The sequence below is a fragment of the Nodosilinea sp. AN01ver1 genome (assembly GCF_050565655.1).
GTDB lineage: Bacteria > Cyanobacteriota > Cyanobacteriia > Phormidesmidales > Phormidesmidaceae > Nodosilinea.
Map to the genome: position 1 here is coordinate 1 of NZ_JBNXVS010000036.1, position 17,287 is coordinate 17,287.

The following is a 17,287-nucleotide window of genomic DNA, read 5'->3' on the forward strand; positions in this document are numbered from 1 at the left end:
TCTAGGAGCGAAATCAGCGTAGGAACTGTCTCCTTTGCATCAGCTCCTATCTCGCCCAGTGCGTTTGCCGCAGCGCTGCGATCTTGTTGATGTTGAGACTCTAGGAGCGAAATCAGCGTAGGAACTGCCTCCTTTGCATCAGCTCCTATTCCACCGAGCGCGTTTGCCGCAGCGTTGCGATCTTGTTGATTTTGAGATTCTAGCAGGGTGATGAGGGCAGGAACCGCCTCCCTTGCATCAGATCCTATGGCACCCAAAGTACCCGCTGCGTTCTGACGGTCGTCTGGATCCTGAGACTGTAGGAGTGCGGTGAGATTTGGAACGGCTTCTTTTGCATAAAGCCTCCTGCTACGTAGTTTCGCTATCGCAGCCTTCCGATGATCAGGGTTCTGAGACTCTAGAAGTGGAATGATCAAAGGAAGGATATCAGCTGGTGCTCCCTTAAGGTTTGGAAGCAGCGACGCTAGTACTTCTTGTCGAGGTTTCCAGAGCAGCGCAGAATCCAGTGGGTCTAGTATACTATCTGGCTTTAAGCCAAAAAAGTCTTCAAATTCCTTTAGAGCAACTTGGGTCGTTGGATCAAAGGTGCCAGTGGGCTGTAGGCGCTGCCCAGTCAGTGGAAAGCCCCAATTGCTAAGCTGAGTTTTTAGTAGGCGTACTTCCTCGCCCGCGTCTCCAAGCTTTAAGGCTGCGCTATCTTCTGGTGCATAACACATCTTGCCGTCTTCAATTACTTTAGCGGTCTGCTCATCCACAACGCCATTCATCAGCAAGCCATGCTGCCGCTGCAAACTTTTGACGGCTGCTGCTGTCACTTCGTCATAGTTATCATTATTCGTTATTGCTTGAGGTAAGCACCATGCTTTACGGAGGCGCTCTTTTAAGTACTCAACGCCTGCACCTGAATCTCCGGGCTGTAGAGTAGTGGTTGCCGCTTCGGTCGATTGGGAGCCTGTGATGTAGGCGCAAAATGCTAGTGACAGCCCCACTAAACCCTTGAGAGGTTTGAGGCTGATACGTGTTGTTTCATCGTTTTGTTCGTAGATGCAGCTACAGTGCAGGTAAGCTAAACCTTCCAGCATTGGCCAACCCTGTGGTAGTGAAAGGAAATTAACATATACCAGCAGGTTTAGTAAGAGAACAAGCGTTTTAGCTGCTTGCGACTACCTAAAGTGGCAAAGGCTTTGATCGCACCCAACACAGCCTTATTTCGCAACCGCCTCCGATTCCAGCGCCGATTGCAGCGTCGTTTGAACCACTGGTTGTGGAGTGGCTTCTTTCACCCGCAGCGTCAGAGGCACCGCGATCAAAAAGCAAACCCCACCCAGCATCACCGCCAGCAGACGATTGTTGTCGAGCAGATGGGCCATAATCCACCCCAGGCCCAAAGAAACAATAATCTCAGGCAGCACAATAAACATGTTGAAAATGCCCATGTAAATGCCGCCTTTGCGAGCCGGTAACGCCCCTGCAAGCATGGCGTAGGGCAACGACAAAAGGCTCGACCAGGCTATCCCCAAACCCAGCATGGGCAGCAGCACCCAGCGGGGCGACGGCACAAACCAGAGCGAAATCAACCCTAGCCCGCCGCAGGTTAGACAGAGCGCGTGGGCGATCGGGCGACTCGTAATCCTCGCCAGACGAGGCAGCAAAAACGACATGCCAAAACAGACCGCGTTGTAGGCTGCAATGCAGATGCCCGCCCACTCAATTCCCTGGCTGTAGAGGGCTGAGGCCTCATCAACTGCGCCAAACAGGTTATGGGCTACCGCCGTTGGAAAGTACAAAAAAACGCAGTACATGCCCAACCAGCTAAACCCCTGCACCCAAGCCAACTGCCGCATAGTGGCAGGCATTTGCCGAAAGGCGGTAAGAATTTCTCGGCCCGTGGCACCGATGCCCAACCGCCGTTCCTGCTGCTCTCGAAACGCATCCATATCGCGGGGAGGCCGTTCTTCAGTGGTGAATACGGTCCACAGAACGGTGCCCAGGAAGAAGACGGCTCCGGTGTAAAACGAAATTTTGACCGCTAAGGGAACATCGTTGGTGGTGCTGGCCTGCACCTTAAAGACATTGGACAACAGCCACGGCAGGGCGGAAGCGAGTACCGCCCCCAGGCCAATAAATAAGCTCTGCATGGCAAAGCCCTTAGTGCGCTGCTTGGGCGGTAGCAAGTCGCTGACAAAGGCCCGAAACGGCTCCATGCTGATATTGGCGGCGGTGTCTAAAATCCACAGTAGGCCAACGGCCATCCACAGGCTGCCCGCGTTCGGCATTAGCAGCAGCGCCAAAGAGCCGAAGATAGCGCCAACTAAAAAGTAAGGGCGGCGACGGCCCAATAGCCCCCAGGTGTTGTCGCTGAGGTTGCCGATGATGGGTTGCACAATCAGGCCGGTGAGGGGGGCCGCTAGCCACAGAATCGGAATTTGATCGGCATCGGCTCCCAGGTGTTCGAAGATGGCGCTGGTATTGGCCATCTGCAGCCCCCAGCCAAACTGAATGCCGAAGAAGCCAATGCTCATATTCCAAAGCTGCCAGAAGTTTAGCTCTGGCTTTGTCTGTGGGGAAGTCAAACGGGGTCTCCAAATGTCGCCGGGGGGGTGCGGTCGTCAGCAGCGACTGACTCGCTCGCAACTTATCGGCACCCAAATTTATGCCACAGCTGGTTGCAACAGATGGAAGGTCTTTATCTGCCGCTAGGCGCGGGATTGCCCAGCGCTATCTGACGGCAGCTCATATGATCTCGATAGGGGTCAAGATGCAACGTCATCTGGAGCCAGCATTGCCAAACAGACTACAGATGCCCCAACTAGGGCTTAGATGTACGGGCGGCGGCGGTTGCGCCAGCTCAAATCTGTAATCTGGATGCTTTAAACGCTAGCGCGTTTGCCGGATGCCGGAGCGGTCGATACACAAATCGTACTGCTGTCTTTATTGTGACGAAGTTTGGGCCAGAGCACCTGCTACCACAGACCGATTGACGGGGCGATCGCCCCCCAGTTTGCCTAAGTATTTCTCTATGAAAACGATTGAATTCAGGTGAATTTTCTGGCTGGTTACGCCGCAACGGCCTCGGCCTGCTCGCGCAGGCGATCGATCAGCTCCTTCAGACCGTAGGGGTTGACCCGGTAGCTGAGCGGGTGGGCGATCAGCCGGGCGGTGCTGTGGTAGAGCACTTCAAGTTCCATCAGGTTGTTTTCTTTCAAGGTTTTGCCGGTAGAGACCAGATCGACGATCGCCTCCGACATGCCGGTAATTGGCCCGAGTTCGACTGAGCCGTAGAGGGGCACAATTTCCACCGGCAAATCCAGGCTCTCAAAGTAGTCGCGGGCGCAGTTGACGTACTTGGAGGCGACCCGGCTGTGGGCGGGCAAATCTAGGGCCGAGCGGTAGGGGCTGTTGGTTTTGACCGCCACCGACAGTCGGCAGCCGCCAAAACCCAGGTCGGCCAGGTGAGCCACGGCGGGCTGTTTCTCGCGCAGCACGTCGTAGCCGACCATACCCAGCTGGGCCTGGCCGTATTCCACGTAGACCGGTACGTCTTGGGCGCGCACCAGCAGCCCTTTGGCCCGTCCGGTGGGGTCGGTAATTTGCAGCTGCCGGTTGGCGCTGTCCTGAAACAGGCTAAAGTCGAGGCCCACGGCCTGAAGCAGGCGAATGCTGTCTTTGAGCATGCCGCCCTTGGGCAGCGCGATGGTAAGCATGGGATTCTTCCTGAGCAATATCTGAATGGATAAGGACGCGCTGGCTGGTGGGCAATGACCACCCTACGGCAGCTCAATATCTTTGCAATTTACGGCGGTTCAGCTAGCGCCAGATCTTGTTAAAGGACTTTTGCTCTCAGCCCGGCCACTTCAGTGCCGGGCTGAGAGGGGATGTTGCTAAACCCGAAATTTTTCGGTGACGCGGCGCATGGCTTCGTTCACGTTGTCGCGGCTGTTGAAGGCCGAAATGCGGAAGTAGCCTTCGCCTGCGGCCCCGAAGCCAGAGCCGGGGGTGCCGACGACGTGGCAGCTGTGCAGCAGCTTGTCGAAAAAGTCCCAGCTGGTGAGGTCGTTGGGGGTTTTGACCCACACGTAGGGAGCGTTGACGCCGCCGTAAACGGCAATGCCTGCGGCGGTGAGCTGTTCGCGAATGATGCGGGCGTTCTCCATATAAAAGTCGATCAGCGCTTTGGTTTGGGCCTGCCCCTCAGGCGAGTAGACCGCCTCAGCTCCGCGCTGCACAATGTACGATACGCCGTTGAACTTGGTGGACTGGCGACGGTTCCACAGGCCGTGGAGGGCGACGTCGCTGCCGTCGGCGGCTTTGCCCATCAGGGTTTTGGGCACCACGGTAAGGGCGCAGCGGGTGCCGGTAAAGCCCGCATTCTTAGAGAACGAGCGAAACTCGATGGCGCAGTCCCGCGCTCCCTCGATCTCATAAATAGAGTGGGGAACCGCAGGGTCGGTGATGAAGGCCTCGTAGGCAGCATCGAACAGAATGATCGAGCCGTGGGCGCGGGCGTAGTTGACCCAGGCCTGCAGGTGCTCTTTACTGGCGACGGCCCCGGTGGGGTTGTTGGGGAAGCAGAGGTAGATCAGGTCTACCTTTTCGGTAGGGATGCTGGCGGTAAAGGCGTTCTCGGCGCTGATGGGCAGGTAGGTGAGGCCGCCGTACTCGCCCTTTTCGTTGGCGGGGCCGGTGTGACCAGCCATTACGTTGGTGTCAACGTAGACGGGGTAGACCGGGTCGGTGACGGCGATCGAGTTGTTGCTGCCGAAGATATCTAAGATGTTGCCGCAGTCGCACTTGGAGCCGTCGGAGATGAAAATTTCGCTGGCGTCGATGTCGCAGCCCCGGCTTTGAAAATCGTGCTGGGCCACTTTTTCGCGCAGCCACAGGTAGCCCTGCTCGGGGCCGTAGCCCTTGAAATTGTCGCGATCGCCCATATCTTCTACCGCTTTGACCATAGCGGTGCGGCAGGCCTCGGGCAGCGGCTCAGTAACATCGCCAATGCCCAGTTTGATAATTGGCGCGTCGGGGTTGGCCTCGGCAAAGGCCGCCACTCGACGGGCAATTTCAGGAAACAGGTAGCCCGCTTTGAGCTTGAGATAGTTGTCGTTGATGGTGGCCATGGGGCGTTGCGCAGTGGTTATGGGTAATGGTTACGGTTACTTAAACCAGGGTACAGCAAGGGTACAGCCCTACGGCGAACTGTTGCGTGTCCTAGGCCGCAAACCCTCGGTTACCGCCATCGTTGGGCCACTGCTTTTGGGTGTCACGGTAGATGCGTTGAGGAAATAGCCCCAAACGCTACTATGGGGTGTCGCTACTACGGCCCAACCATGTCCGGCAATACCTCTGGCGCGCCCCTGGGCGAAAAGCTCTACGAAGGCAAGGCCAAAATTATTTACGCCACCGATGACCCGGCGGTGTTGATCACTTACTTTAAAGACGACGCCACCGCCTTTAACGCTCAAAAGCGGGGGCAGATTGTCGACAAGGGGCCGATCAACTGCGCCATTTCTACCTATTTATTTCGCCAGCTGGAGGCAGCGGGGATTGCAACGCACTGGTTGGAAACCACGGGCGATCGCACTATGCAGGTCAAAGCTCTCCAGATCATTCCGCTCGAAGTGGTGGTGCGCAACCTGGCGGCGGGCAGCCTGTGCAAACAGACCGGCCTGCCCCTGGGCCAGCGCCTGGATCCGCCCCTGGTCGAGTTTTACTACAAAAACGACGAGCTGGGCGACCCGCTGCTGACGGGCGATCGCATTCGCGCTATGGCGATCGCCAGCGAGGAACAGATCGCCACCCTGCGCCGTCTTGCCCTCAGCATCAATCAAATCCTGACCGACTTCTTTGCGGGTTGCGCCATTACTCTAGTCGACTTCAAGCTAGAGTTCGGCGTTGACGCCCAGGGGCAGATCCTGCTGGGCGACGAAATCAGCCCCGACACCTGCCGTCTGTGGGATCAGTCCACCGACGACGAAACCCAGCGGGTGCTCGACAAAGATCGATTTCGGCAGGACCTGGGCCAGGTCGAAGCGGCTTACCAGCGTGTGCTAGAGCGGGTGCTGGCACAATCAACCAAGAATTAGCACCATCGATGCGGTAGAATTTGTCCGATTGCGGGGGCAGCGGCCCGCCCCAGGGCTATTTTCCCTGGCTCTAAGCCCGGGAGATGGGCCTTTGATTGGTGTGTGGACGTGTTTAGCAGGTGTGTTTTAGATGCGGGTATCTTCTAATTATTTATTAGCTGTTTTGGCGACTTCAGGGCTAGTAGGGCTGGCTCCAGCTCCAGCTCAGGCCAACCCAGCCGTTCCAGAACTGCGCCAAGACTCTTCTCCTGAATCTGGTCAGGCTGTTGATTCAGCCTATAGCCAGAGCGCCTCATCCCTAGCTGCCCCAGTAGTCGCCCCAGAGCCCAACTCCGCCGCAGCTAACGGTACCCTCGATTTTGGACTGACGCAGCCCGATGCGGGCAGTAGCCCTGTTGCTGAGGTACTGCAGGGAGCCATCGACAGCTACCGCGCTAGCGATGGCGAAGCGACGGCAGAGCCTGCGGCCGTTTCCTTGCCCATCGCCGGTCCAGACGCGATTCAGCCGCAGAGTGCCCAGCTAGCTCAGACCCCCAGCACTCCGCGCGAGATTAGCCCCGAAGAAGCCCAGCGCATTCTAGACGGAGCCGTGCAGCGCCGCAGTCAGCCTCAGCCTGCGCCCAACCAGCCGGGGCAAACCGAAACCCCTGACGAGTCAGACCCCGATAACGAAACCCCTGACGAAGCGGCGGAAGAAAATCCCGAAACTCCGGAAGAAGCAGCGGAAGAAACTGAGGAGGCTCAAGAAGCCGAAGAGCCTCGGGTGCTAGTAGCCGAGGTGCAGGTGCAGCCCACCCAGGGAGAGCTGGATCCCTCCCTCGAAAACCTCGTCTACAGCGTCATTGACACTCAAGCCGGACGCACAACTACGCGCACCCAGCTTCAGCAGGATATCAACAGTATTTTCGCCACTGGCTTTTTTGCCGATGTCGATGCCCAACCCGAAGACACCGACCTCGGGGTACGGGTGACATTCGTAGTGCAGCCCAACCCGGTGCTGACCGATGTGCGGGTGCAGGGCAACGAGGTGCTGCCCCAGACCGTAGTCGATGAAATTTTCGACGAGCAAAAGGGCGAAATCATCAACTTGATTGACTTCCAGGAGGGCATCCTAGAGCTCAACCAGTGGTATCAAGACCAGGGTTATGTGCTGGCCCAGGTAGTGGCAGCACCGCAGGTTTCGCCGGAGGGAGTCGTTACTCTAGAAGTAGCCGAAGGGGTGATCGAAAGCATCGAAGTGCGCTACATCAACGATCTGGGTCAGTCCGTTGATGATGAAGGAAACCCTGTTCGGGGACGAACCCGTCCGTTTATCATCACCCGAGAATTTGAAACCGAGCCCGGCGAGGTGTTCAACCAGGCCCGGATTGAGCAAGACTTTCAACGGGTGTTTGGCCTAGGCATTTTTGAGGATGTGGTGCCGGGGCTAGAGCCGGCAGAGGATGACCCCCGTCAGGTCAAAGTAATTGTCAACGTCTCTGAGCGCAATACGGGCTCGGTGGCGGCAGGTTTGGGCTTTAACTTTACCGGCGATCTGTTTGGTACCGTCAGCTTCCGGCAGGATAACTTTGGCGGTAACAATCAGAAGTTTAGCGCCGAGGCCCAGCTCAGCACCCGAGAACTTCTCTTTGATCTGTCCTTTACCGATCCCTGGATTGCGGGCGACCCCTTCCGCACCTCCTACACCGCTACCGCCTTTGCTCGTTCAGCCAACAACCTCAACTTTGAGGATGGCCCCAACCCCATTGATCTCCCTAACGGCGATCAGGTGCGCATTCGCCGTCTGGGTACCGGCATTACTTTCAGCCGTCCCCTCGACAACGGCTGGACGGTGGCCGTAGGTACTCTGTATCAAAACGTATCGGCTCGCGATCAAGGGGGCCGAGTCAACGCGGTAGATGCGGCGGGTAACCCCCTGACCGCCAGCAGTAGCGGGGTAGATGATCTGTGGACCTTCCCAGTTAGCGCTACTCTCGATCGCCGCAACGACGCCTTTAACCCCACCAGCGGCAGCATTCTGCGTCTCAATACCGAGCAGTCCATCCCGCTGGGGCGCGGCAGCATCTTTATGAACCGGCTGCGGGGCAGCTACAGCTACTACATTCCCCTCAGCCTGCTGAACTTCTCCGAGGGTCCCCAGGCGCTGGCTTTTAACATTCAGGCGGGCACCATCATAGGCGATGTACCTCCCTACGAAGCTTTTGCGCTGGGCGGCACCAACTCCATTCGCGGCTATGACGAAGGCGAGGTGGGCAGCGGCCGCAGCTACGCCCAGTTCACCGCCGAGTATCGGTTCCCACTGTTTTCGTTCCTGGGTGGGGCCCTCTTTGTAGACGTCGGTAGCGACCTGGGCAGCGGTAATGCCGTACCCGGTGCCCCCGGACCATCGCGGGGCAAGCCCGGCTTTGGTATTGGCTATGGGGCTGGGGTACGGCTCTCAACTCCACTAGGCCCTCTGCGCATTGACTACGGCTTTAGCAATGAGGGGCAAGGACGGATTCACTTCGGCTTTGGGGAGCGTTTCTAATGGCTCAAACCAGTTCTGAGGCTGCGATGTCGCGCCAGGACGGCTGGAGCTATACCCCAGCTCAAACTACCCTGGCTCGTGCTGTGACCCGCGAGGGCATTGGGCTGCATTCTGGGACTACCACCGCTGTCACCCTGCATCCGGCAGAACCTGGTCAGGGGCGCTGCTTTGTGCGTACCGATCTGCCAGGGCAGCCTACTGTGCCCGCCAATCTGGAGGCAGTGAAACCGACCATGCTCTCCACCGAGCTGCGCCAGGGAGAAGCGGCGGTGCGCACCGTCGAGCATCTGCTGGCGGCCCTGGTCGGTTTGGGTATTGACAATGTTCGCATTGAGATTACTGGCCCGGAGGTGCCGCTGCTCGACGGGTCGGCCCTGGGCTGGGTTGAGGCACTGCGTCAGGCTGGGCGACACATTCAGTCTGAGCCCCGGTCTGTAGCCCGCCTCAGTCAGCCCGTGACGGTTACCCACGGCGATGCCTTTGTGGCGGCCTTCCCGGCCCCAGCGCTGCGGTTTACCTACGGTATTGACTTTGAGGTGGCGGCCATTGGCAATCAGTGGTTTAGCTGGTCCCCCGAGGCTGACCCCTTTAGCCTTGAGGGATTTGCCACCGCTGTAGCCCCAGCCCGCACCTTTGGTTTGGCCCACCAGGTCGATCAGCTGCGGGCCAGCGGGTTAATTCAGGGCGGTAGCTTAGACAACGCGCTGGTGTGTGGTGAGGAGGGCTGGCTCAACCCGCCCCTGCGGTTTGACAACGAACCCGCTCGCCATAAAATGCTGGACTTAATCGGTGATTTAAGCCTGCTGGGCAGTCTGCCGATCGCCCACATTGTGGCCTACAAAGCTAGCCACCGTCTGCATGGCGAGCTGGCAGCCGCCCTGGTTTCGGCCCTGGACTACGGCGAGGGTACCCTCTAGTGGCAAAATCAAGCTAGACAACTTGCCTATTTCACCTATTGTTCTTGATCCATCTACTGTGATTGACGTAACTGCATCCAGCCCTGTGACTACCACCCTAGATCCAATCGAAGCGGCCCCGGCAGAGAGTACTGCGGCAAATTCCTGCAAGACCTGCTATAGTGCCGAAGAAATTTATGCGCTACTGCCCCACCGCTACCCCTTTGCCTTAGTCGATCGCATCATTGACTATGTGCCGGGTAAGCAGGCCGTTGGCCTCAAAAACGTCACCTTCAACGAACCTCATTTTCAGGGGCATTTTCCCGGTCGGCCGATTATGCCGGGGGTGCTGATTGTTGAAGCCATGGCCCAGGTTGGCGGCATTGTGCTGATGCAGGTGCCGGGGGTTGAGGGGCTGTGCGTTTTTGCCGGTATTGACAAGGTGCGGTTTCGCCGTCCGGTGGTGCCCGGAGATCAGCTGGTGATGACCGTCGAACTCCTGGCCATGAAGCGGCTGCGGTTTGGCAAAATGCACGGGCGGGCCGAAGTTGATGGACAGCTGGTCTGCGAGGGCGAGCTGATGTTTTCGGTGGTGGAGTCTCCGACTCCTCAGGGGAAATAGGTAAATAATGTGTCTATGTTGCAAACCCTGGGTTCTGGAGGCGGGCCGTTGACTACCCTGATTCATCCCACGGCAGTGGTTCATGAGGGCGCTCATCTGCATCCTACGGTTAAGGTTGGCCCCTATGCGGTTATTGGCGAGCAGGTAACGATCGGCCCCGGTACCGAAATCGGGGCTCACGTGGTGATCGACGGTGACACCACAATTGGAGCCCAAAACCGGATTTTTCCGGGAGCGGCCATTGGCTTAGAATCGCAAGACCTCAAGTATGACGGCTCCATGAGCCGGGTGGTGATTGGCGACAACAACCTGATCCGCGAGTACGTCACCATCAATCGGGCTACCGATGCGGGGGCTGCCACCCTGCTGGGCAGCAACAACTTGCTGATGGCCTACTCCCACGTGGCTCACAACTGCGTGGTAGAAGACCATGTGATCATTGCCAACTCGGTGGCCCTGGCTGGGCATGTATACGTGGAGTCGGGGGCGCGCATTAGCGGTTTAGTGGGCGTGCATCAGTTTGTGCATGTTGGCCGGCTAGCGATGATTGGCGGCCTCAGCCGCATCGATCGCGATGTGCCGCCGTTTACGCTGATCAACGGCAACCCGGCCTACGTGCGGGGGCTCAACCAGGTGGGTTTACAGCGGGCGGGCCTGACGGCTGATCCCCAGGCCTATCGGGAGCTGAAACAGGCCTATCGTCTGGTCTATCGCTCGGGCGAATCGCTGAGTAATGCGGTCGCCAAGCTGGGCCAGAGCGGTGGCAATGAGCTGGTCAGCCACTTTAGCCAATTTTTGCAGGCGGCTATCCAGCCCGATCGCCGGGGGTTGACCCCAGGCCGACGGCTGAGCAAGCACAGCGATGACGACTAGTCTGGGAGCGGCACGAGGCATGGATCAGCCCAGCCGAAAGCGAGTCTTTATTAGCACCGGCGAGGTGTCTGGCGATTTGCAAGGGGCGCTGCTGATCGAGGCGCTGCGCGATCGCGCCCGCGATCGCCACATTTCCCTCGACATTACCGCCCTGGGCGGGCCGCGTATGGCGAAAGCTGGGGCGACGCTGGTGGGTGAAACCACAGGTATTGGCTCAGTGGGTATTTTTGAGGCGCTGCCCTACCTGCTGCCCACCCTGCGAATTCAGCGCCAGGCCAAACAGGCTCTGGACGCTAACCCGCCCGATATCGCCGTTTTGATCGACTACATGAACCCCAACCTGGCGATGGGTGACTACCTCAAAGACCAACATCCCCAGGTGCCGGTGGTCTACTACATTGCCCCGCAGCAGTGGGTGTGGGCCTTTTCAGAAAAAGATACCCAGCGGCTGGTGAGCTGTAGCGATCGCATTCTGGCCATCTTCAGAGCCGAGGCCGACTACTACCAGGGCTTTGGGGCCGAGACTACCTGGGTGGGCCACCCCCTGGTCGATCGCTACCCCGGCCCTGCCGACCAGGCCGCCGCTCGCCAGCAGCTGGGGATATCGCCAGTTGCCCCGGTCGTTACCCTGCTGCCCGCCTCTCGCCGCCAGGAGGTCAAGTATCTAATGCCCGCCATCCTCAAAGCGGCCCAGAGCATTCAGGCCCAGTGCCCTGAGGTCACGTTTTTGCTGCCGGTGTCGATACCGGCGCTGCAGGCCAGCTTTGAGCAGGGGGTGGTGGCCCACGGGCTGAACGGGCGAGTGATCACCGAAGACAGCCAGGTTGCGATCGCCGCCGCCGATGTCGCCATTACCAAGTCGGGCACCGCTAACTTAGAAATCGCCCTGATGGACGTGCCCCAGGTGGTGGCCTACCGCATTCATCCCCTCAGCGCCCGCATTGCCCACTATCTGCTCAAGTTCGACGTGCCCTACGTGTCGCCGGTCAACCTGGTGGTCAACCAGCCGGTGGTGCCCGAGTTTTTACAGTGGCAGGCGACACCAGAGGCGATCGCCGCCGCCGCCCTCACCCTGCTACACGACGAAACCGCTCGCCAAACCATGCGATCGGGCTACGCCAAAATGCGCGCAGAACTGGGCCCACCTGGTGCTTGCCAGCGCACGGCGGATCTGATTCTAGATGCTCTGGCCGAACGCCAGCCGGTAGAATTGGCCTGAAACTGTTGAAGCGTTCCTAAAGTCACTACAATTGTTATGCTTTGCCGGAGAGAGGCCGGGCTGTCACATTCAGACAGAGCGGTCCGTGGTGATAGGAGGATCTAGTGAATATAACCGAGCTATTTGCCCGTGGCGGCATTGCCATGTGGCCGCTGCTCTTACTGTCAATTTTGGCGGTAGGCACCATTTTGGAGCGGATTTGGTTCTGGTCGCGCATTTTGACCCGCGAGCGCGAAGTCTCGGGTCGAGTGCTGGAGGCCGCCCGCCGCGACTGGCCCGCCGCTGGCGAGATTGCCCAACGCTCTAGCCTCCTGCCGATGGGGCGCTTTCTCTCGGCCCCCCTCAAACTGCAGACGCCCGACCCCGAAGTGTTTCGCCTGGCCCTAGAAACCGCCGCCAACGAAGAACTTGCCATTATGGGGCGAGGCGACAAAATTTTAGAGGCCGTCATTGCCCTGGCCCCGCTGCTGGGGCTTCTGGGTACGGTGCTGGGGCTAATCAACTCCCTGGGGTCGATTCAGATTAGCGACCTGGGCAGTGGCGACGCCACCGCAGGCACCTCCCTGGGCATTAGCGAGGCGCTGATTAGCACCGCCGCTGGCCTGATTATTGCCATTACGGCATTGGCTTTTTACCGGCTGTTTCAGGGATTTATCTTTGGTCAGGCGAAGATGTTTCGCCAGGCGGGCAGCGAGCTAGAGCTGCTCTACCGTCAGAGCTGGGCGCAGCGCTACGGTCTGTCTCCAGTGCCTGAACCCCTGCCTGCGGTAGCCCCAGTGCCTTCCGGTGAGCCCAATTCGTCTACTGCCGACGCTGCGCCTTCGACGGAGATTCCCTCGCCATGAAAGTAGACCTGCTCGACACGCCTTCCCAGGACGTGCGCCTGGAAATTGTGCCGCTGATCGACGTTATTTTCTGCATTCTGACCTTCTTTATTCTGGCGGCGGTGGGCCTGACTCGTCAGCAGGCCATTGATCTCGATCTGCCGACGGCCAATACGGGGCAGCCGCTGCCCGGCCAGGTAGGAGAGGGGGCCGATCGCCTCTACGTCAGCGTTGATGGTTTGGGCCAGGTCTACCTCGACCAGCAGCCGGTCACCCTCGATCTGCTCACCGATGTGCTGCTGCAGTTTAACCAGGTCAACCCCGGCGGGCTAATTGTGCTCTATGCCTCCCGCGATGCTCGTTACGAAGACGTAGTGACGGTGCTCGATCAGCTGCGGGCGGTGGGGGGCGATCGCGTTGCCCTGGCCACCTTACCCAGCGATACCACTCTAGGGCCTGGAGAAGCTGAGCCCAGCCTGCAAGATCCCAACCTGCCGGAAGGGTTGCCCCAGGATGGCCTGAATGGATTTCCCCAGGATGGCCTCGATGGTCAAGAACTACCCCCCGGATTTGAGCAGCCTGGTGGCGATCCCTTTGCGCCTCAGTCGCCGCTTTTCCCTAGCGAACCAGCGTCGCCGCGGCAGCCCGCCCCCAGCCCAGAACCACAGCCCGACAACTAGGGCGTGCCATCAAGCCTGGCTACAATCTCGATTCGCAGCATTATCACGTTCGCTGCAAAGAACAGGCTAAACCCGTCCAGAAACAGGGCCAAAACTCAGCCCTAAGATAGATACCAGCAGTCCAGCTTTCCAGTTTGATGGGGGAGCCTGGGTTGGCCGGTACTGAGTCTCAGGGCTCAGATTGTGCATAGACTGCATATAGATTGCGTTGGTTGTGCGGCGAGCCTGGGAGCGATAGATTTCCAGGCTTTGTTTTGCGCAATAGATCCTTTTTAAGATGGCTAAACCTCAGCCGCAAAAGGCTGAGTCTGATTCTGTTGGCCCTGGTCATTGCGGCTGGGGCGCTGCTGTTTGGGGCCTACGTGCGAGCCCAGCAGCCCGTCACTATTTCCTTTTTGCTGCGGGCTGTCGAAGCCGACCAAATGCAGGGGCTAGCCGACCAGTTCATGGCCGAAAATCCCGACATTCGCATTGAGATGGTGCGCGGCCCTAACGCCGCTGATGCGGTTGAAAACCTCTACACCACCTCTTTTTTGCTGGGCGATTCGCCCTACGACATCCTCTTTTCAGACGTGGTGTGGATTCCCAAGTTTGCCGCCGCCGGGTGGCTGATGGATCTCTCCGATCGCGTCAGTGAAGCTAACCTGGCTGACTTTCTAGAGGCCGATGTCGCTGCTGGTATCTATCAAGATGGCTTTTACCGCATGCCCTTTCGCTCCGACATGGGCATGCTCTACTACCGCACCGACCTGCTCGATCAGGTGGGGCTACAGCCCCCCGAAACCTTTAGCGATTTAATTGCGGCCTCTGAAACCATGCAGGGCCAGACCGACGTGAACTGGGGCTTTGTGTGGCAAGGCCTGCAGTACGAGGGGCTGGTCACCAACTTTGTTGAACTGGTGGCGGGCTACGGCGGCTTTTGGATTGACCCCGAAACCTTAGAAGTCGGCCTCGATCAGCCCGCTGCAATTCAGGCCACCGAATTTATGAAAGGCGTGATTGCCCAGGGCATTTCTCCCCCCGGTGTGACAAATTACATTGAGGAAGACGCCCTGCGACAGTTTGAGAACGGCAATGCGGCGTTCATGCGCAACTGGCCCTACGCCTGGGCCGAGGCTAATGGCGAGGGCTCGCCGGTAGCGGGCAACATCGCGCTCAAACCCATGGTACACAGTGCCGACGAGCAACCTGCCGCCTGCTTGGGCGGGTGGGGTTTCGGCATTTCTGCCACCACTCCTCACCCTGAGGAGGCGTGGCGGGTGGTGGAATTTTTCACCAGCCCTGGCCCAATGAAGGATTTCATTACCGAATTTGCCTACGTACCCAGCCGCCGCGCCCTGTTTACCGACCCGGAGGTGCTGGCGGTATTCCCCCACTACGAACAGCTGCTAGAGGTGGCCGATACCGCTGTTCCGCGACCCCCAGTGGGGCAGTACGCCCAGCTCTCAGACATTCTGCAGCGCTACCTGAGCGCTGCCATCACCGACCAGATGACCCCTGAAGCTGCTATGACGGCGGCTGCAGGCGAAAGCCGCCGTGTCCTGGGCGTTGAGGGATAGGCGATTTTGGTCTTTAGAACAGATGGCCTAAATATAAGGTTCAAAATTCAGAGTTCGACACTCTCTACCGACTACTTATCCGCCCATTCATCCACCCACCTACTCACCCACTCTCATGACCAGGGATTACATTCGAGAACGACAACAGCGAACCGGCTTGCTGCTGCTGCTGCCGGCGGCGCTGCTGCTGCTGTTGGTCTATGCTTTCCCCATTTTGCGGGCCTTCTGGCTGAGCTTTTTTACGGAGAACCTCAGCAATAACCTGGAGCCTGTGTTCAGTGGCCTGGACAACTACGCGCAGATGGCCCAGGACGGGCGGTTTTGGCAAAGTATGCGAAATACGGCTGTTTTTACCGTATTCACCCTGATTTTTGAGCTGATTTTGGGTCTGATTATTGCCCTCTGCCTCGACCAGGCCTTTCGGGGTCGGGGCTGGGTGCGAACGATCGCCATTCTGCCCTGGGCTTTGCCCACCGCCCTGATTGCCCTGGCCTGGCGCTGGATTTTTAACACCGAGTTTGGCGTCTGGAACGACCTGCTGATGCGGCTACAGCTGATCGCTGGCCCGATCAACTGGCTGGGCGAACCCCTGTGGGCCATGGTGGCGGTGATCGGGGCCGACGTTTGGAAGACGACCTCGTTTGTGGCAATTTTGCTGCTGGCGGGGCTGCAGTCGATTTCCCAAGACCTCTACGAAGCCCACGCCCTGGATGGGGCCAGCCCCTGGCAGAGCTTTCGGCAGATCACGCTGCCGCTGATTGCGCCGCAGATTGTGATTGCCCTGCTGTTTCGCTTCGCCCAGTCCTTTGGCATTTTCGACCTGATTCAGGTGATGACGGGCGGTGGCCCTGGCGGTGCGACAGAAATGGTGTCGATCTATATCTACGCCGCTGTCATGCGCTATCTCGACTTTGGCTACGGCGCGGCCCTGGTGACGGTGACGTTTCTGGTGCTGGTGGCGGTCGTGGCGCTGGCGGCGCTCTACATTTCGCGCCTGCGGGCCAGTACGGAGTGAGCTTAATTTTGGATTTTGGATTTTGGCGCAGAAGCCGCTTAATCCCTAATCCAAAATCCGCAATCCCCAATCCCCAATCCCCAATTCAAAATCCCATGACCACCGTTCCTCAAACCACTCCCGCTCCTTCTCAAACCAGCGATCGCGGCATTCCCTGGATGCGGGTGCTGCTGTGGGTGGCGATCGCCTTTACGGTCATCTTTAGCCTGGCCCCGGTGCTGTGGCAAGTGCTGACCTCGATCAAAACCAACGCCGCCATCACCGCCGACTCGGTGGTGTACTTTCCTGGCCTCGACCAGCTCACCTTTGACCACTACCTAGATCTGTTTCGGCGCAACCAGTTTCACCTCTACATGTTCAACAGCGCCCTGGTCGCGATCGTGTCTACGGTGCTGTGTCTGGCGCTGGGGTCCCCTGCGGCCTATGCCCTGGCTCGCCTGCGGGTTCCCGGAGAGCAGGTGATTTTGGCGCTGGTGCTGGTGGTCACGCTGTTCCCGTACATTTTGCTGTTTTTAGGCCTGCTCGAAGTGGTGCGGGCCTTTGGGTTGGCTAACAACTACCTGGCGCTGATTATTCCCTACACCGCCATTAACCTGCCCCTGACTATTCTGGTCATGCGCAGTTTCTTTCAGCAGCTGCCCAAAGATTTAGAAGACTCGGCCCGCGTGGACGGCTACAACACCCTGCAAATGCTGGGCCGCATTGTGCTGCCCATGACCCTACCCGCCCTGGTCACCACCGGCATTCTAGCCTTTATCTTTGCCTGGAATGAGTACCTGTTTGCCCTCACTTTCATGACCCGCGAAGAGATGAAAACCATCCCCGTCGCCGCCGCCCAGCTCGGCGGCACCACCCTGTTTGAAGTACCCTACGGCCCTCTGGCCGCCGCCACCGTAGTTGGCACCCTGCCCTTGGTGCTGCTGGTGCTGTTCTTCCAGCGCCGCATTGTGCAGGGCCTCACCTCAGGCTCAGTGAAGGGATAAGTAGGT

General features: G+C 58.6%; 15 protein-coding genes. 11 read left to right on the forward strand and 4 right to left on the reverse strand.

Going from position 1 to position 17,287, the window contains the following annotated elements:
- The 4 genes from ACQ4N7_RS21950 to ACQ4N7_RS21965 all read right to left on the reverse strand — a co-directional run.
- The coding region (locus ACQ4N7_RS21950) for a peptidoglycan-binding protein (protein WP_430713626.1) at positions 1-1,082 on the reverse strand (1,082 nt) is incomplete at its 3' end.
- Positions 1,083-1,205: 123 nt separating this feature from the next.
- Positions 1,206-2,522 (reverse strand): MFS transporter, encoded by a 1,317-nt coding sequence (locus ACQ4N7_RS21955; RefSeq protein WP_430713679.1) that lies wholly within the window; start codon positions 2,520-2,522, stop codon positions 1,206-1,208.
- Between the two features lie 534 nt (positions 2,523-3,056).
- Positions 3,057-3,704 carry an ATP phosphoribosyltransferase gene (hisG, locus tag ACQ4N7_RS21960; RefSeq protein WP_430713627.1) on the reverse strand — a complete coding sequence of 216 codons (648 nt, stop codon included), beginning with the start codon at positions 3,702-3,704 and terminating at the stop codon, positions 3,057-3,059.
- A gap of 177 nt (positions 3,705-3,881) precedes the next feature.
- Positions 3,882-5,117, reverse strand: a complete 1,236-nt coding sequence (locus tag ACQ4N7_RS21965; protein ID WP_430713628.1) for an LL-diaminopimelate aminotransferase — start codon at positions 5,115-5,117, stop codon at positions 3,882-3,884.
- 210 nt (positions 5,118-5,327) lie between these two features.
- Between ACQ4N7_RS21965 and purC the strand changes: the two genes are divergently transcribed.
- From purC to ACQ4N7_RS22020, 11 genes are all read left to right on the forward strand, one after another.
- Positions 5,328-6,083 carry a phosphoribosylaminoimidazolesuccinocarboxamide synthase gene (gene purC, locus ACQ4N7_RS21970; RefSeq protein WP_430713629.1) on the forward strand — a complete coding sequence of 252 codons (756 nt, stop codon included), beginning with the start codon at positions 5,328-5,330 and terminating at the stop codon, positions 6,081-6,083.
- A gap of 130 nt (positions 6,084-6,213) precedes the next feature.
- Positions 6,214-8,610, forward strand: a complete 2,397-nt coding sequence (locus ACQ4N7_RS21975; RefSeq protein WP_430713630.1) for a BamA/TamA family outer membrane protein — start codon at positions 6,214-6,216, stop codon at positions 8,608-8,610.
- A complete protein-coding gene (gene lpxC, locus ACQ4N7_RS21980) occupies positions 8,610-9,527 on the forward strand; it encodes a UDP-3-O-acyl-N-acetylglucosamine deacetylase (RefSeq protein WP_430713631.1) in 918 nt (305 codons plus the stop codon). The genes ACQ4N7_RS21975 and lpxC overlap by 1 nt, the downstream gene beginning before the upstream one ends.
- Positions 9,528-9,633: 106 nt before the next feature.
- Complete coding sequence (fabZ, locus tag ACQ4N7_RS21985) at positions 9,634-10,128, forward strand: 3-hydroxyacyl-ACP dehydratase FabZ (protein ID WP_430713680.1); 495 nt, start codon at positions 9,634-9,636, stop codon at positions 10,126-10,128.
- A gap of 48 nt (positions 10,129-10,176) precedes the next feature.
- The gene (lpxA, locus tag ACQ4N7_RS21990; RefSeq protein WP_430713632.1) at positions 10,177-11,001 is read left to right on the forward strand and encodes an acyl-ACP--UDP-N-acetylglucosamine O-acyltransferase; all 825 of its coding nucleotides are present in this window, start codon (positions 10,177-10,179) and stop codon (positions 10,999-11,001) included.
- Positions 10,991-12,220: a lipid-A-disaccharide synthase gene (gene lpxB, locus ACQ4N7_RS21995; RefSeq protein ID WP_430713633.1), complete on the forward strand. Its 1,230-nt coding sequence runs from the start codon at positions 10,991-10,993 to the stop codon at positions 12,218-12,220. The genes lpxA and lpxB overlap by 11 nt, the downstream gene beginning before the upstream one ends.
- Positions 12,221-12,324: 104 nt before the next feature.
- Positions 12,325-13,065 carry a MotA/TolQ/ExbB proton channel family protein gene (locus ACQ4N7_RS22000; RefSeq protein WP_430713634.1) on the forward strand — a complete coding sequence of 247 codons (741 nt, stop codon included), beginning with the start codon at positions 12,325-12,327 and terminating at the stop codon, positions 13,063-13,065.
- Positions 13,062-13,724 (forward strand): biopolymer transporter ExbD, encoded by a 663-nt coding sequence (locus ACQ4N7_RS22005; RefSeq protein ID WP_430713635.1) that lies wholly within the window; start codon positions 13,062-13,064, stop codon positions 13,722-13,724. Before ACQ4N7_RS22000 ends, ACQ4N7_RS22005 begins: the two co-directional genes overlap by 4 nt.
- Positions 13,725-14,041: 317 nt before the next feature.
- Positions 14,042-15,283, forward strand: coding sequence for an ABC transporter substrate-binding protein (locus ACQ4N7_RS22010; RefSeq protein ID WP_430713636.1), 1,242 nt, complete (start codon positions 14,042-14,044; stop codon positions 15,281-15,283).
- A 115-nt stretch (positions 15,284-15,398) separates the two neighbouring features.
- Positions 15,399-16,298, forward strand: a complete 900-nt coding sequence (locus ACQ4N7_RS22015; RefSeq protein WP_430713637.1) for a carbohydrate ABC transporter permease — start codon at positions 15,399-15,401, stop codon at positions 16,296-16,298.
- A 95-nt stretch (positions 16,299-16,393) separates the two neighbouring features.
- Complete coding sequence (locus tag ACQ4N7_RS22020) at positions 16,394-17,281, forward strand: carbohydrate ABC transporter permease (protein ID WP_430713638.1); 888 nt, start codon at positions 16,394-16,396, stop codon at positions 17,279-17,281.
- The last annotated feature ends 6 nt before the right edge of the window (positions 17,282-17,287 follow it).

Bases quoted from the DNA above. Each gene is read 5' to 3' on its own strand.
- ACQ4N7_RS21955 (WP_430713679.1), bottom strand. From the start codon at position 2,522: ATGAGCATTGGCTTCTTCGGCATTCAGTTTGGCTGGGGGCTGCAGATG.
- hisG (WP_430713627.1), bottom strand. From the start codon at position 3,704: ATGCTTACCATCGCGCTGCCCAAGGGCGGCATGCTCAAAGACAGCATT.
- ACQ4N7_RS21965 (WP_430713628.1), bottom strand. From the start codon at position 5,117: ATGGCCACCATCAACGACAACTATCTCAAGCTCAAAGCGGGCTACCTG.
- purC (WP_430713629.1), top strand. From the start codon at position 5,328: ATGTCCGGCAATACCTCTGGCGCGCCCCTGGGCGAAAAGCTCTACGAA.
- ACQ4N7_RS21975 (WP_430713630.1), top strand. From the start codon at position 6,214: ATGCGGGTATCTTCTAATTATTTATTAGCTGTTTTGGCGACTTCAGGG.
- lpxC (WP_430713631.1), top strand. From the start codon at position 8,610: ATGGCTCAAACCAGTTCTGAGGCTGCGATGTCGCGCCAGGACGGCTGG.
- lpxB (WP_430713633.1), top strand. From the start codon at position 10,991: ATGACGACTAGTCTGGGAGCGGCACGAGGCATGGATCAGCCCAGCCGA.
- ACQ4N7_RS22005 (WP_430713635.1), top strand. From the start codon at position 13,062: ATGAAAGTAGACCTGCTCGACACGCCTTCCCAGGACGTGCGCCTGGAA.
- ACQ4N7_RS22015 (WP_430713637.1), top strand. From the start codon at position 15,399: ATGACCAGGGATTACATTCGAGAACGACAACAGCGAACCGGCTTGCTG.
- ACQ4N7_RS22020 (WP_430713638.1), top strand. From the start codon at position 16,394: ATGACCACCGTTCCTCAAACCACTCCCGCTCCTTCTCAAACCAGCGAT.